Source organism: Anaerostipes caccae L1-92 (assembly GCF_014467075.1).
GTDB lineage: Bacteria > Bacillota > Clostridia > Lachnospirales > Lachnospiraceae > Anaerostipes > Anaerostipes caccae.
Map to the genome: position 1 here is coordinate 2,260,270 of NZ_AP023027.1, position 14,876 is coordinate 2,275,145.

The 14,876-nt window shown below is 45.9% G+C and carries 9 protein-coding genes; 1 reads left to right on the forward strand and 8 read right to left on the reverse strand.

Annotation, left to right across the window (positions count from 1 at the left end; genetic code table 11):
- Nucleotides 1-146 precede the first annotated feature (146 nt).
- Nucleotides 147-1,781 (forward strand): Na/Pi cotransporter family protein, encoded by a 1,635-nt coding sequence (locus tag ANCC_RS11060; RefSeq protein ID WP_039946190.1) that lies wholly within the window; start codon nt 147-149, stop codon nt 1,779-1,781.
- Here the strand turns inward: ANCC_RS11060 and ANCC_RS11065 are convergent.
- The 8 genes from ANCC_RS11065 to ftsY all read right to left on the reverse strand — a co-directional run bounded on the left by ANCC_RS11065 (nt 1,776) and on the right by ftsY (nt 14,851).
- Nucleotides 1,776-3,701, reverse strand: coding sequence for a glycoside hydrolase family 13 protein (locus tag ANCC_RS11065; protein WP_006565839.1), 1,926 nt, complete (start codon nt 3,699-3,701; stop codon nt 1,776-1,778). The genes ANCC_RS11060 and ANCC_RS11065 overlap by 6 nt on opposite strands.
- Nucleotides 3,702-3,716: 15 nt before the next feature.
- Entirely contained in the window at nt 3,717-6,170 is a 2,454-nt protein-coding gene (locus tag ANCC_RS11070) for a glycogen/starch/alpha-glucan phosphorylase (RefSeq protein ID WP_006565840.1), read from the reverse strand.
- A gap of 26 nt (nt 6,171-6,196) precedes the next feature.
- Nucleotides 6,197-7,648: a glycogen synthase GlgA gene (gene glgA / locus ANCC_RS11075; RefSeq protein ID WP_006565841.1), complete on the reverse strand. Its 1,452-nt coding sequence runs from the start codon at nt 7,646-7,648 to the stop codon at nt 6,197-6,199.
- Nucleotides 7,641-8,774 (reverse strand): glucose-1-phosphate adenylyltransferase subunit GlgD, encoded by a 1,134-nt coding sequence (gene glgD / locus ANCC_RS11080; protein WP_006565842.1) that lies wholly within the window; start codon nt 8,772-8,774, stop codon nt 7,641-7,643. Before glgD ends, glgA begins: the two co-directional genes overlap by 8 nt.
- 13 nt (nt 8,775-8,787) lie before the next feature.
- On the reverse strand, nt 8,788-9,972 hold the full coding sequence (locus ANCC_RS11085) for a glucose-1-phosphate adenylyltransferase (RefSeq protein ID WP_006565843.1): 1,185 nt from the start codon (nt 9,970-9,972) through the stop codon (nt 8,788-8,790).
- Nucleotides 9,973-9,995: 23 nt separating this feature from the next.
- Nucleotides 9,996-12,296, reverse strand: coding sequence for a 1,4-alpha-glucan branching protein GlgB (glgB, locus tag ANCC_RS11090; RefSeq protein WP_006565844.1), 2,301 nt, complete (start codon nt 12,294-12,296; stop codon nt 9,996-9,998).
- A 404-nt stretch (nt 12,297-12,700) separates the two neighbouring features.
- On the reverse strand, nt 12,701-13,918 hold the full coding sequence (gene ilvA, locus ANCC_RS11095; RefSeq protein ID WP_006565846.1) for a threonine ammonia-lyase: 1,218 nt from the start codon (nt 13,916-13,918) through the stop codon (nt 12,701-12,703).
- Nucleotides 13,919-14,851 carry a signal recognition particle-docking protein FtsY gene (gene ftsY, locus ANCC_RS11100; RefSeq protein WP_009290489.1) on the reverse strand — a complete coding sequence of 311 codons (933 nt, stop codon included), beginning with the start codon at nt 14,849-14,851 and terminating at the stop codon, nt 13,919-13,921.
- Nucleotides 14,852-14,876: the final 25 nt, after the last annotated feature.

The following is a 14,876-nucleotide window of genomic DNA, read 5'->3' on the forward strand; positions in this document are numbered from 1 at the left end:
CTTCCTCCTTATATTTGGTTCATTATACCTTGTACAATGAAAAATGACAATCTGTTTTTCTTGTCTCTTTGCTTATTTTAAAGTAAAATAGAAGTAATGTATTTGTAAAATCTATGTTAAATTTTATATAAACCAAGGAGGCAGCAATGAGTTCTTTTCTATTACCGATGGCCGGCGGCCTGGGACTATTTTTGTACGGAATGAAATTGATGAGTGACGGTCTTGAGAAAGCCGCCGGTGCCAGGCTGAGAGGGATCCTGGAGTTTTTCACGACCAACCGATTTTCGGGGATGCTGGTAGGAATCTTCTTCACAGCCATCATTCAGTCGTCCAGTGCCTCCACGGTTATGGTCGTAAGCTTCGTAAACGCAGGCCTTATGAATCTGTCACAGGCAGCGGGCGTGATTCTCGGTGCCAACATCGGAACAACTGTGACTTCCCAGCTGGTAGCATTTAATCTCTCAGATGCAGCACCTGTTTTTTTAATGTCCGGCGTGATCATGGTCATGTTTGTACAAAACCCTAGGATTAAAAAGGCAGGGGAAGTTGTCCTGGGATTCGGTGTGCTTTTCACCGGCCTTACCACCATGTCATCAACAATGTCATTCCTCAAGGACTCACCTGCTGTCATGCAGGCCCTTTCCGGACTGGACAACCATTTTGCTGCTGTATTGATCGGCTTTGTTATCACCGCCGTACTCCAGAGTTCTTCTGTAACGGTCAGCATTGTACTTTTGATGGCCTCCCAGGGACTGCTGGGACTCTCCATCTGTTTTTTCATCATTCTGGGCTGTAACATGGGTTCCTGTGTATCTGCACTCCTTGCCAGTTTAAGCGGCAAGAAAAACGCAAAACGAGCGGCAGTGATTCACTTTTTATTTAACGTCTTCGGAAGCGCCGCAATTTTTACAATGCTCAGCTTATTCCTCGGCCCGATCACCGAGACGATCTTACATATATCAAGGGGCAATGTAGGCCGCAGCGTTGCCAACGCTCATACATTTTTCAAAATCTTCGAAGTCCTGATCATGTTTCCGAGTACAGGGCTGATTGTCAAACTGGCAGAAAAGATTGTCCCCGGAGACGAAGCAAAGCCTGCCCGCTCCGATCTTAACTTCATCGGTGAGTACCGATCTCCGATCTCCGCAATTCCTCAGGTCCGGCAGGAAATTTCCCGTATGGCAGAGCTTGCGAACAAGAATCTGGAACTGGCTTTCCACGCATTTTTAAACTGCAGTACAAAACATTTGGGAGAGATTTACCAGAGAGAGGAGGAGATCGACAGTCTGAGCCAGAAAATCACCGACTTTCTCGTCAATTCCAATCTTCAGGAACTGCCCGTAGGTGACCGCGAGATCCTCGGCAGCATGTTCTATGCCGTCGGCGACATCGAACGCATCGGCGACCTTGCCGAAAATTTCGCCGATAGTGCCCGCTCAGCGGCTGACCACAATTCCCGTCTGAGCAAAGATGCGAAGCGCGAGCTTGTCAATATGTACAACGCTGTATCTGCCCTCCTGAAAGACGCCGTGGTGATCTTTAAAGAGCACAAAAAAGAGATGATCCCCGACTTTTATAAACATGAACAGGCCATAGACGCCATGGAACGCCGCTATCAAAAACGCCATCTGAACAGAATGGCCCAGGGCATCTGTGAGCCCCGGGCCGGTCTGTTATTTTCTGATATGCTTTCATCCCTTGAACGGATCGCTGATCACGGGACAAATGTTGCATTCTCTGTCATGGATCATGCAGACGAAGAGCTGCTGACAGAATCATGACAGACGCATGATCTTATAGTCTGATTTTTGTATCTTTGTGTGGACACGGGTGTTGCCAAGCATCTTGATGAGACGCCTGTGTTCTTCCTCAGGCACCCCTTCCTTGTGATCCGCGATGTCAAATTCTATCTCTTCTTCCTCATCTCCCGGATTTACAAGCAGAAGATAGGCCCCCTGTCCGCACGGTTCTCCGAATATATCTTTATTCCCAGCGGCAAAGCGAAGGATAGCCAGAACATTTTTTGATGCGCCGATATACAGCGCGTATCCTGTCTGAAGGATTTTTTCCCTGCTCCTGAACACCGAAACCGTCTTCAATTCTTCATAAATTTTCGTATCATGTTTAAAATAAGGCCCCCGGTTAAACGGGTCCATCAGGCCGTTCATCCCATATTCATCCCCATAATAAATCGAAGGAATTCCCGGAATGAAAAACTGAATCGCGAATGCCAGCCTGGAGAGCACGGCTCCCCTGCGGTCATTTTCTGATGTGACTACATAGTCGATCTGGTTTTCCCTGGACGGCAGCATTTCATTCATGCCTGAAGCCAGTGTCGTCCGGATTCTTGGGATGTCGTGGGACGAGAGCAGATTCATTACGCTGTAATAAAACGGCTTTGGATAATTGCACTGCTGCCCCAGCAAAAACTGCTGCATAGCATACGCATCTTCATTTCCAAGCAAAAAGTTGACACAGTTTACCTTAAACGGATAATTCATAGTGCTGTCAAGCCCCCTGCCGAGAGCATATTTTCTCTTGACCCCGTAACTTTCCTTGGTGGTCACATCTTCCCACACTTCCCCGATCAGGGCATAGTTCTTAAACATTTTTTTCATCGTTTTACGCATCAGGAAAATAAATTCATCCGGAAGCTCATCCGCCACATCCAGCCGGAATCCCGATGCCCCCAGGTTAAACCAGTGCTTTAACACAGAATTCCTTCCCGTGATAATATAAGACAGAAAGCGCTCATCCAGCTCATTGACTTCCGGCAGACTCCGAAAGCCCCACCAGCTCTTGTAATCGCCCCTGCTGTCAAAAGAATACCAGTCATAATACGGTGAATCCTGGCTCTGGTATGCGCCTACACTTTTGTAATTCCCATTTTTATTGAAATACAGGCTGTCTGCTCCTGTGTGGGAGAAAACCCCGTCCAGAATAATATGGATTCCTTTTCTCCTGGCAACCTCGCATAATTCTCTGAAGTCTTCGTTGTCCCCAAGGAACGGATCTACCTTTTTATAATCTCCCGTATTGTAGCGGTGATTGGAGCTTGACTCGACGATCGGATTCAGATAAATGCATGTAACCCCAAGCTTTTTCAGTTCATCCAGCCGCTTCTTGATGCCTTCCAGATCTCCCCCGAAGAAATCACAGGGATCATAGAATTCTTTTCCCTCCATAGGTCCGAAAAGCGGGCGTTCCTCCCAGCTTTTGTGCACATAAATATCACGGCCCATTTTTCTGTGGTATGCTTCCCCCCGCACGGTATTCTGCCTGTCTCCCCGGCAGAACCGGTCCGGGAATATCTGATACATAATGCCTTTTGAAAGCCATCTAGGCGTCTCAAACCCTCTTTCGTAAACCGTTATCTGAAAGCCCCGGACATCTTCTTCTACCCGAATCCCTTCCCCGCAGGTCCGTCCCGGCCTTGCTCCGTAATAGTACGTGTAATTTCCCTCTGTGATCCTGAAATAATACCACAGGATACACGCTTTTTCCGGCATCTCTATGATACATTCATAGAAACCCTTTTTCTCTCTCATTGAAAAGGTCTTATGGTAATCTTCCGAATATAAGACCAGTTCCACAGTGACAGCTGTTCCCTCCAAGGCAAAAAGGCGAAGTTTTACCTCTTCGCCTTTTGTGACAGCCCCAACAGGTTCTCTGTACTGCTCAATTGATGCATTATGGATCATGTTCTCTCACCTTGCCTATTTGTATGTTGGTAAATTCCAGATTTTTTCATTGTACTCTTCAATCGTTCTGTCGGAAGAGAAAAATCCGGATTTAGCGGTATTGATCACCGCTTTCTTCACCCATTCATCGTGGTGATTGATATACATGTCGTATACCTTCTCAAATTCTTCCACATAAGAAGGCAGATCATACAGGACAAAATACTGATCCGGAATATTATGTTCTCCAAACAGCAGAGACTGATAAATATCAGAATATTTTCTCTTTCCGTATCTCGGAAGTTCTCCCGCGATCAGACAGTTGCACACCTCACGGATCATTGGGTTTTGTTCAAAAATGGTTCCCGGATTGTACGTCCGGTACTGTTTCATGGAATTGATCTCATCCACAGTGGCCCCAAAAATAAAGATATTTTCTTTGCCTACCTGCTCAAAAATTTCCACATTAGCTCCGTCCATAGTTCCAAGAGTCAGCGCACCGTTCATCATAAACTTCATGTTTCCGGTTCCTGATGCTTCCAGTCCGGCCGTTGAAAGCTGTTCGCTGATGTCAGCCGCCGGTATCAGCACTTCAGCCACAGACACCGAGTAGTTTTCTACAAATACAACCTGCATCTTATCCTTCGTCGCAGGATCATTGTTGACCATGTCTCCGATGGAGTTGATCAGACGGATGATCTCCTTTGCCCTCTGATATCCCGGAGCCGCTTTTGCCCCGAAAATAAAGGTGATCGGCTTGCTTAAGAAATCAGGATTTTTCTTCACCTGTTTGTACAGATAAATAATATGCAGGCATTTTAGCAGCTGTCTCTTGTACTCATGAAGCCGTTTGCACTGCACATCGATCAGAGAATCCGGATTAATCTCTATTCCCTGTTTCTGTTTCAGATACTTGGCAAGCCTTCTCTTATTGCGCTGTTTAATAGCATCATATTTCCTGCAGAATTCCGCGTCGTCAGCCATCGGCATGATCTTTTCAAACAGACGGTAGTCACCGAGCAGGTCTCCCCTGACATTATCCTGAATCAGATCACACAGTTCCGGATTTGCCAGAGCAAGCCATCTTCTGTGTGTAATGCCGTTGGTAATTGCAAGGAATTTTTGAGGATAAATATTGTATGAATCGTGGAACAGATTCGTCTTTAATATGTCTCCGTGAAGCTGGGAAACTCCGTTCACCCTGTGGCAGACGGCAACACAAAGGTTTGCCATGCGGATCTGGTTATTTCCGATGATCGCCATATAAGCAATCTTGGCCTCATCATTCGGATAATAAGTTCTCAGACGCTCACAGTACTTCTGGTTCATAACACAGATGATCTGATAAATTCTCGGCAGAAGAAGCTTAAACATGTTTTCATCCCAGCACTCCAAAGCCTCGGCCATGATCGTATGGTTCGTATAGTTAAAGATCTGGCTTACGATGTCCTCTGCTTCTTCCCATCCGAAGCCTTCTTCATCCATGAGAATTCTCATTAATTCAGGGATTGCAAGGGTCGGGTGAGTATCGTTGATCTGGACAGCCGCATACTCAGGAAGAGTATGGAGATCTCCTCTTTTTCCCTTGTGGTGTTTTACCATAAGCTGCATAGTGGCAGATGTCAGGAAATAAAACTGCTTTAATCTGAGCAGTTTTCCCTGCATATGGTCATCCGCAGGATAGAGAACCTTTGAGATTACTTCCGCAAACTCTGAATCCGCAGAAGCCTTCTCATATCTTCCCTCATTAAAAGAATGAAGGTCAAAGTTCTGCTTGCTCTTTGCACTCCAGAGTCTCAATGTAGCCGGGGCATTGGTCTTATATCCCATAACCGGCACATCGTACGGTACTGCCAGCACTGTGTGATAATTATAGTGCTCGATCTTTAAGCCGTCCTCTGTCCAGTTTTCCCTGATCTCTCCGTTAAAGCGGACTTCCATCGTCAGTTCCGGGCGTTCTACTTCCCACACGAAACCGTCTCTCAGCCAGTCGTCTTCTACCTCTACCTGACTTCCGTCGATGATCTTCTGCTGGAACAGCCCGTATTCATAACGGATGCCGCATCCGATCGCCGGCAGATTTAAGGTGGACAAAGAATCCAGGAAGCATGCGGCCAGACGTCCAAGTCCTCCGTTACCAAGCCCCGGATCGCTCTCTTCATCCAAAATATCGTCAAAGTCAATGCCCATTTTTTCGAAGGCCTCTTTATAGTCCCTGAAAACCCCGGAATTGATCAGGTTGTTGCTGTATGCTCTTCCCATTAGGAATTCCGCAGACATATAGTATAATTTTTTCAGTCCCAGATCCTCTGTCTTTTTACGGCTCTTGGTCCAAAGATGCATGATATCATCCCGGATGCAGCCAGCTCCCGCCTTATAAAGCTCATCTCTGGTTGCCTCCTCCAATGTTGTTCCGAAGTTGTTGTTCAGCTTGTTCTCAACATTGCTGATGATCTCCTTCACCTTACTGTTATTGTTTACAATTTTCATCCTCTGTTGCTCCTTTCACCAGTTGTCTAAAGAATGCTCTGGTATAATTCTAGATATTTTTTGGCTGATGACGCAAAACTGTTGTCAGACTCCATCGCCCTTTGGATCAAGCCTTTCCTGCGCTTTGGACTGCGCAGCGTATTCAATGCGTAACGAATGACTGAAAGCATCTCGTGTGCATTGTAATTTCTGAAAGAAAATCCGTTTCCTGTCTCTTCAAATTCATTGTAGCTCTGGACCGTGTCACAAAGCCCTCCGGTCTCCCGCACGATCGGCAGAGTTCCGTATCGAAGTGCGATCATCTGTGAGATGCCGCACGGTTCAAATTTAGAAGGCATAAGGAACAAGTCGCTGGCAGCATAGATCTGATGAGCCACCGCATTGTTGTATGCGATATATGAGCATACTCTTCCCTTATACTTATTCTCCATAAAGCGGAAAAATTCTTCATAATCATGGTCGCCTGTTCCCAATACGACGAAAGCAATATCTTCCGTACACATCAGCTCATCCAGGATATACTTGACTAAATCAAGTCCCTTCTGTGCGGTAAGGCGGCTGACCATGCCGATGATCGGCACGCCGGGAGAAATGCTCAGTCCCAGATCACTGATCAGTTTTTCTTTATTCTTTTTCTTTCCTGTCAGATCATCTTTATTAAAATGATACTGCAGGTACGGGTCTGTCTCCGGATCGAATTCTTCTGTATTGATGCCGTTTACGATTCCCCATGTATCCCAGGCCCTGGCATTCAAAATACCTTCCAGCCTGTATGAAAACTCAGGAGTCTTGATCTCCTGTGCATAAGTGGGACTTACCGTACTGATCCGGTCTGCGAATACGAGGGCTGCTTTCATAAAGCTTGCACACTCATAGTTATGCATAAATTCCGGTGTATCATACCTCGGATCGATGCCCAGCCAGTGGTGAAAAGCCTCAAAGGCATACTCACCCTGATACATCATGTTGTGAATTGTAAAGATCGTCCTGGCACGCCCGATCTCCCAATGGCTGTACTGAGTCTTCAGGAGAAGCGGGATCAGCCCGGTCTGCCAGTCATTGCAGTGAAGCACATCCGGAAGGAATCCGATCCTTCCGGCAGCTTCGATTACAGCACGGCAGAAATATGCGTACTGCTCTCCTTCTGCGTCCCCGCCCCGGTAAACCGCATCGCCGAAGTACTCTTCATTGTCAATAAAGTAATACGTGACATCGTTGAAAAATAAGCCCTCAACGCCTACATATACGTCTCTTCCGGCAAAATGTATATAAAAATCTGCCATATGCTTTGTCTGTGCAGCATACTTATCCTTGATCTGGCGGTGGAACGGCATCATGACTCTGGTATCCGCATGAAGCTTGTTGAGCTCCTTGGGCAGAGTACCGATGACATCGGCAAGGCCGCCCAGCTTCACAAAGGGAGCACATTCCGCTGCAACCATCAGTACGTTCATCATACACTCATTCCTTTTATTCATTGACGCTGGCTCCCTTCGGTATGAACACCGGATGCTGTCTGGATCCGGATAAATGTGCGTTAGAATAGATCTTTACATGCCGGTCCATAATCGTATGATTGATGTCCGCACCCTTTCCTATAAATCCTTCCGCCATAACGATGGAATTTCTGATCACTGCGCCTTTCTCAATCTGGCATCCGCGGAAGATAATAGAATTTTCTACGGTTCCGTCGACTTCACAGCCGCTGCTGATCAGACTGTTGCTGATATTCGCCTCGATGCCATAGCGGGCAGGCGCACTGTCACTCGTCCTAGTATACACTTTATTCTTACCAAAAAACAGTTCTTTTTGAACATCTTGTTTCAATAAGTCCATATTGATATTGTAGTAAGCCTCCACAGATGTGATGCAGCCTACATATCCTTTGTATTCGTATCCCTGAATATACAGGCGGTCAAAATTCGGAATAAGTACGTCGAAGAAGAAATGTTTTCTGTTGTGGGATACTGCCTCCTGGATAAAGTCGATCAGGAGTTCCCGTTTCATAATATACACATCCATGCTCTTCTTGCCGTAGCGGTGCTTTGTCTCCGAATAGCACATATCTGTAATGCGTCCGGACTCATCCGGTTTCAGGTATACACCGTCATAATCACAGTTCGTGGCGTCATCACTGTTGTCAAAATACATCATGGAGATATCCGCGCCGCTGTCGATGTGTTTTTCCAGCATGTCGTTAAAATCAGAATTAAATATCACATAAGAACGTCCAAGAAGAATATACGGCTCGGAAGCCTTCTTTAAAAATCCCAAAGTTCCCCTCAGCCCATCCATGACACTGGCATATTCTCCGGATCTTCCGCTTCCTGAAATATACGGAGGGAAGGTATAAAGTCCTCCGCGTTTCCTGTTGAGTCCCCAGTCTTTCCCGGAACCAACATGATCCATCAGAGAGCTGTAATTGTATCTTGTCATGATTCCGACATTTTTAATGGCAGAGTTGACCATATTGCTCAGGAGGAAATCTATGGTCCGGTATCTTCCGCCTACCGGGAGTGCCGATAAGCTTCGGGTGCGCACCAAATCCTGAAGCCTTCTGTTTTCTTCTCCTGCATTTATAAGTCCAAGCATTTGATTTTCCATAGTTTCTACCTCCCTAGTGTAAAATAGATTCCGGATAGATCATTGCACCATCCTCAACGACAGCATCCTCAAGCACCACACTGTGATAGCCGATGACAGTAACTTCATTGCCTTCTCCGACTTTGCTTCCCTCTTCCACAACAACTTCCTCGTCAATGATCGCCTTGTTGATCTCACTGTTCTCCCGGACGATGGAATCTTTCATAATGACACTGTTCTTCACCACGGCTCCCTTTCCGATCTTTACGCCGGAATGAATGACACAGTTTTCCACGGTCCCCTCGATGAAAGAGCCGTCTGCGATGATGCTCTTTTTCACACTGGCACCTTCTGCTATGTAATGAGGCGGAAGTCCGTAAGTTCTCGTGTAGACTTTCAGCTTGTCATCGTTTAAATTCAGCTGAGGATTCTCCTCCAGAAGCTCCATGTTAGCCTCCCACAGGCTTGAAATCGTTCCCACATCTCTCCAGTATCCGTCAAAGCTGTATGCATACATTTTCTTTCCTTCTTCCAGCATTCTCGGAATGATGTTTTTGCCGAAATCGTGTTCTGAATCCGGATCATTTGCATCATCGATCAGGTACTGGCGGATCAGTTTCCATTTGAACACGTAAATACCCATAGATGCTTTCGTGCTCTTAGGGTGAGCCGGTTTTTCTTCGAACTCCTCGATCCTGTTGTCCTCATCGGTGTTCATGATCCCAAAACGCTTCGCTTCCTCCAGTGTAACTTCCAGCACAGAGATCGTACAGTCAGCGCCTTTCTTCTTATGGTAATTCAGCATCTTCTGATAATCCATACAGCAGATCTGGTCACCGGACAATACAATGATGTGGTCCGGATCATAATTGTCAATGAAATTGATATTCTGATAAATGGCATCGGCAGTTCCGCGGTACCAGTTTCCCTGTTCGCCTCTCACATACGGCGGAAGAACAAAGGCTCCTCCGTTCATATTGTCTAAATCCCAGAACCCTCCGGTTCCGATATAGGAATTAAGCTCCAGGGGTTCATACTGAGTCAGGACACCCACGGTGTCGATTCCTGAATTCGCACAGTTGGATAACGGGAAATCTATAATCTTATATTTACCGCCGTAGGGAACAGCAGGCTTCGCCTTCTTCTGGGTCAACGCGAATAATCGGCTTCCCTGGCCGCCTGCCAGCAACATTGCTACACACTCTTTTTTTGTAATCATAGTTTTCCTCCTTCTCACAATGCCTATTTTGTTTCTTCTTTTTTATCTGCACTCTTCGCTGCTGTTTTCTTTTTAGTAGAATCTTCGGTCTGCTGCTTTGTTTCTTTTTCGGCCTCCTTCTTTTTAGGTTTTTGTATATCTTTTGTTGTCTGTTCTTTTTTTGCTTCCGGTTTTTCAGCTTTCTTCCCTGCTGCCGGTCCGGCGGCTTTTGGAGTCTCCTTTTTCGCCTGAACTTCTGCTGTCTTCAGGGTTGTCTCTGCTGCCGATGCCGGTTCTGTAACTACAGAAACTTCTTTTTTCACCGGTGTCTTTACAGCTTCAGCTTTTGCAGTCCCGGCTGCTTTCGGTGACGGCTTCTTTGCTGCTGTCTTCTTTGGTTCCGCCTTCTTCTTGGCCGGAGTGTCCTCCAGCGTATATCTATACATAACAGCACTGAGCGGTTTTAAGGTGATGACCGCATAATGCTCGTAGGCGTTTCTCTTTCCTTTGATCTTCTTTTTCCGGACTTTCGCCGACTTCTGGCTGACCTCTCCGGATCCTCCGTAAGCCTTCTCCCCGGTATCCAGAATCTTTGTAAGCTTTCCGTCTTTCGGCATCGGGATATGGTACTTATCCCACTCTACCGGAGTAAAGTTAAAGATACATACAATCTGCTCCTGAGGTTTTCCTCTGCGCTTTTTAGATTTTCTGATGAATGCTACAATGCTGTGATCTGCATCTCTCTGCAGCAGCCATTCAAATCCTTCCGGTTTGTTGTCCAGTTCGTACAGAGCCGGTTCGCTGCAGTAAAGTTCGTTTAACTTCGCCACATAATCGTTCATGGTTTTATGTGTCTCATATTCATCGATCAGGAACCAGTCTAACTCTTCCTTGTCTCTCCACTCTACAAACTGCGCAAAGTCGTCGCCCATGAACAGCAGTTTCTTTCCCGGATGAGCAAACATAAATCCATACAGTGTTTTCAGTGACCCAAACTTCTGCTCGTATTCTCCGAACATTTTGTTGATCATGGAACCTTTACCGTGCACAACTTCATCGTGTGAGTATGGCAGGATATAATTTTCACTGTACGCATAGTCCATAGAGAATACAATGGCTCCATGGTTTTCTTTCCGGAACAGGGAATCCAGTTCCATGTAATAGAGGGAATCATGCATGTATCCCATGTTCCACTTATATGTAAATCCAAGTCCTTCTTCATCGTCAACAGCGCTTGTGACTTTCGGAAAAGCGGTAGACTCTTCCGCCACAGTGATAAATCCTTCAAAGTTAGAACGCATCGTGCGGTTTAAATTTTTCAGGAAATCCACGGCTTCGTAATTGATATTGGTGCCGTCTTCATTTGGCACAAACTCTCCCGGCTTTTTGCCGAAATCCAGATACAGCATGGCACTGACCGCATCGATCCGGATACCGTCGATGTGATATTTCTCCGCAAAAAATACGGCGCTGGAGATCAGGAAACTCTGCACTTCCGGTTTTCCATAGTTAAACAGCAGTGTGCCCCAGTCCGGCTGGCTTCCTTTTCTCGGATCTGCGTGGTCATAAATATGGGACCCGTCAAACAGTGCAAGTCCGTGTTCATCCCTCGGAAAATGTGCAGGCACCCAGTCTAAGATCACACCGATATCTGCCCGGTGGAGCTTATCTATAAAATACATAAAATCTTCCGGTGTGCCGTAGCGGGAAGTCACTGAATAATATCCGGTTACCTGATACCCCCAGGAAAGATCATACGGGTATTCTGTCACCGGCATCAGTTCTACATGGGTATACCCCATCTTCTGCAGATACGGAACAAGCATGTCTGCAATCTCACGGTAATTATAAAACTCCCTCTCTTCCTCTTTCGGCATCTTCCATGTGCCCAGGTGCATCTCGTAAACAGACATCGGCTGGCTGACATCCTGTTTTTTCTTTCTGCGGCTTAAATAGCGCTTGTCCCTCCACGAGAAACCGTCCAGCTCATCCCACACAACAGATGCCGTATCCGGTCTCATCTCTGAATAGAATGCGAATGGATCACTCTTATATCTGCATTTGCCGTCCATGCCTTCCACGTAGTATTTATATAAATCCCCTTTTTCCAGTCCTTCTACCTGGATCGAGTAAATCCCCGGTTCTGTCTGCTTCATCGGATGTGAAAGCGGATTCCACTGATTAAAGTCTCCGACCAGACTGACAGACTTGGCATTTGGTGCCCATACCACAAACTCGTGGGCATCCGCTTCTTTCAAGTAATGGCATCCAAACATTAAATATGCTTTCTGCGCTTTTCCCGTCTGAAATAAATATAAGTCCTCTTTGCTAATGTTTGTTTCCATGGGATAAATCCTCCTCCTTCAAATACATACTAAGTATTATATGTACAAGCTAATAAAAAAAGTGCAAATTTCACCATTTTGTCCTTGCAAATGGTCAAAATCACACTTCCTAATCTACGTAAAATCAAATTCTGAATAGCTAAGAACGTAACCGATGCTGTCCTTTACAAGATCAAATTGCTGACATCTGTTTCATAAACCTATTATAACATAAAAAGGGGACTTTATACAACAAATTGTACAAAATTTAATACACTTTTTCCGTCCTTTTTTTGTTAATTTTGTTAACCTTAATTTTGCACATTTTGTTACACTGTAATGCGCTAAAAAGTGCAAAAAAAACAGTTTCTGTCTTCTGCAAAAACTGTTTTTTTGATAACTTCTTTTTTCCTTTGTAAAAACTGCTAAAATACACTTTTTGAGCTTCTGATCTCCGGTTTGTAACCGGTGTCCTGAAGCGCTTTTATGATTTTGTTCTTGTGCTCCGTGCCGAAAGCTTCCATCGTGATCGTAAGCTCCACTGCACTGTTTCTATTAATACTTACAAACTGGTTGTGTTCCAATTTTACAATGTTGCCCTGAGCCTGAGAAATGACTTTTGAAACTCTTGTGAGCTCTCCCGGCTTGTCCGGAAGAAATACGGAAACCGTAAAAATCCTGTCCCTGATGATCAGACCGTGCTGTACTAAAGATGCAATTGTGATAACATCCATATTCCCGCCGCTGATGATCGGAACCACTTTCTTTCCTTCTGCTTTCAGATGCTTCAGCGCCGCAATGGTCAGAAGGCCTGAGTTCTCTGCAAGCATCTTATGGTTTTCCAAAAGATCCAGAAAGCACGGAATCAGTTCTTCATCTTCTACCGTAATAATGTCGTCGATGTTATTTTGTATGTAAGGAAAGATCTTTTTCCCCGGGGTCTGAACAGCCGTACCGTCAGCGATGGTATTTACATGTTCGCAGGATACAACTTTTCCGGCCTCCAGTGAAGCCTTCATGCAGGCCGCCCCCGCAGGCTCAACACCGATGACTTTGATCTTTGGATTTAACAGCTTTGCCAGAGTAGAAACTCCGGTAGCCAGTCCGCCTCCGCCGATCGGAACTAAAATATAATCCACAGTGGGCAGTTCCTTGAAGATATCCATCGCGATGGTGCCCTGCCCCGTTGCAACCGCCAGATCATCAAAAGGATGCACAAATGTAAATCCTTTCTCCTGTGCAAGCTTCAGCGCATGTTCACACGCTTCATCATAGACATCTCCGCAAAGGACCACTTTTGCGCCTAAGTCTTTCGTGCGGTTGACTTTCAAAAGCGGAGTCGTGGTCGGCATAACGATGGTAGCCTTCACTCCCTGTCTCTTTGCAGCCAGCGCCACTCCCTGCGCGTGGTTTCCGGCAGATGCGGTGATCAGCCCTTTTGATTTTTCTTCTTCATTCAGTGTGCTGATCTTGTAATATGCCCCCCGGATCTTATAGGCACCGGTCAGCTGCATGTTTTCCGGCTTCAAATAAACGAAGTTGCCTGTCTGCTCAGAAAAATAATCGCTTTTGATCAGTTTTGTGGGCAGAACAATCTCCTGTACTTTGTCATACGCTTTTTCGAATTTGTTTAATGTTAACATCTACTCATCTCCTCTATCAAACAGTGCGTTTACAAACATATCCGGATCAAACGGCTGAAGGTCATCCACCTGTTCACCGATTCCGATATATTTTACCGGAATTCCCAGTTCTGCCTGGATTGCTATGGCGATGCCTCCCTTTGCTGTACCATCCAGCTTTGTCAGAATAATACCGGAGATGTCTGTGGCCTCTTTAAACTGTTTTGCCTGTGCAAGAGCATTCTGCCCTGTCGTGCCGTCCAGTACGATGAGTGTCTCCTTATACGCTTCCGGATACTCCCGCTCAACAATGCGGTTGATCTTCTTAAGTTCATCCATCAGGTTCTTTTTATTGTGAAGCCTTCCGGCCGTGTCACACAAAAGCACATCGACATTCCTGGCTTTCGCAGCGGAAACCGCATCGTATACAACGGCTGCCGGGTCCGCCCCTTCTGCCTGGCTGATGATATCTACACCGGCGCGTCCTGCCCACTCTTTCAGCTGTTCAATAGCACCCGCGCGGAATGTATCCGCCGCCGCCATCATGACCTTCTTCCCCTCGCCTTTCAGCAGGGATGCCATTTTGCCCACCGATGTAGTCTTGCCTACACCATTGACGCCGATGACCAGCACAACGCTCTTTTTATCTTTAAAATCATATGCCTCTTCACCCAGCTTCATCTGCTCCTTAATGGAATCAATGAGAACCTGCCGGCACTCTTCCGGCTCTTTGATCTTCTCTTCTTTTACTTTCTTTTTCAGATTTTCAATGATGCTCATGGTCGTATCAATTCCCATGTCGCTCATGATCATGATCTCTTCCAATTCTTCATAAAAATCATCGTCAATGCTGGAAAACCCTTTAAAAATAGAGTCAAAGCCTGAGGCGATATTATCTCTGGTCTTTGTAAGTCCCGCAGCCAGTCTGCTGAAGAATCCTTTCTTTTCTGCCATTTCAAATCTCCTTCCCATCTCAGCT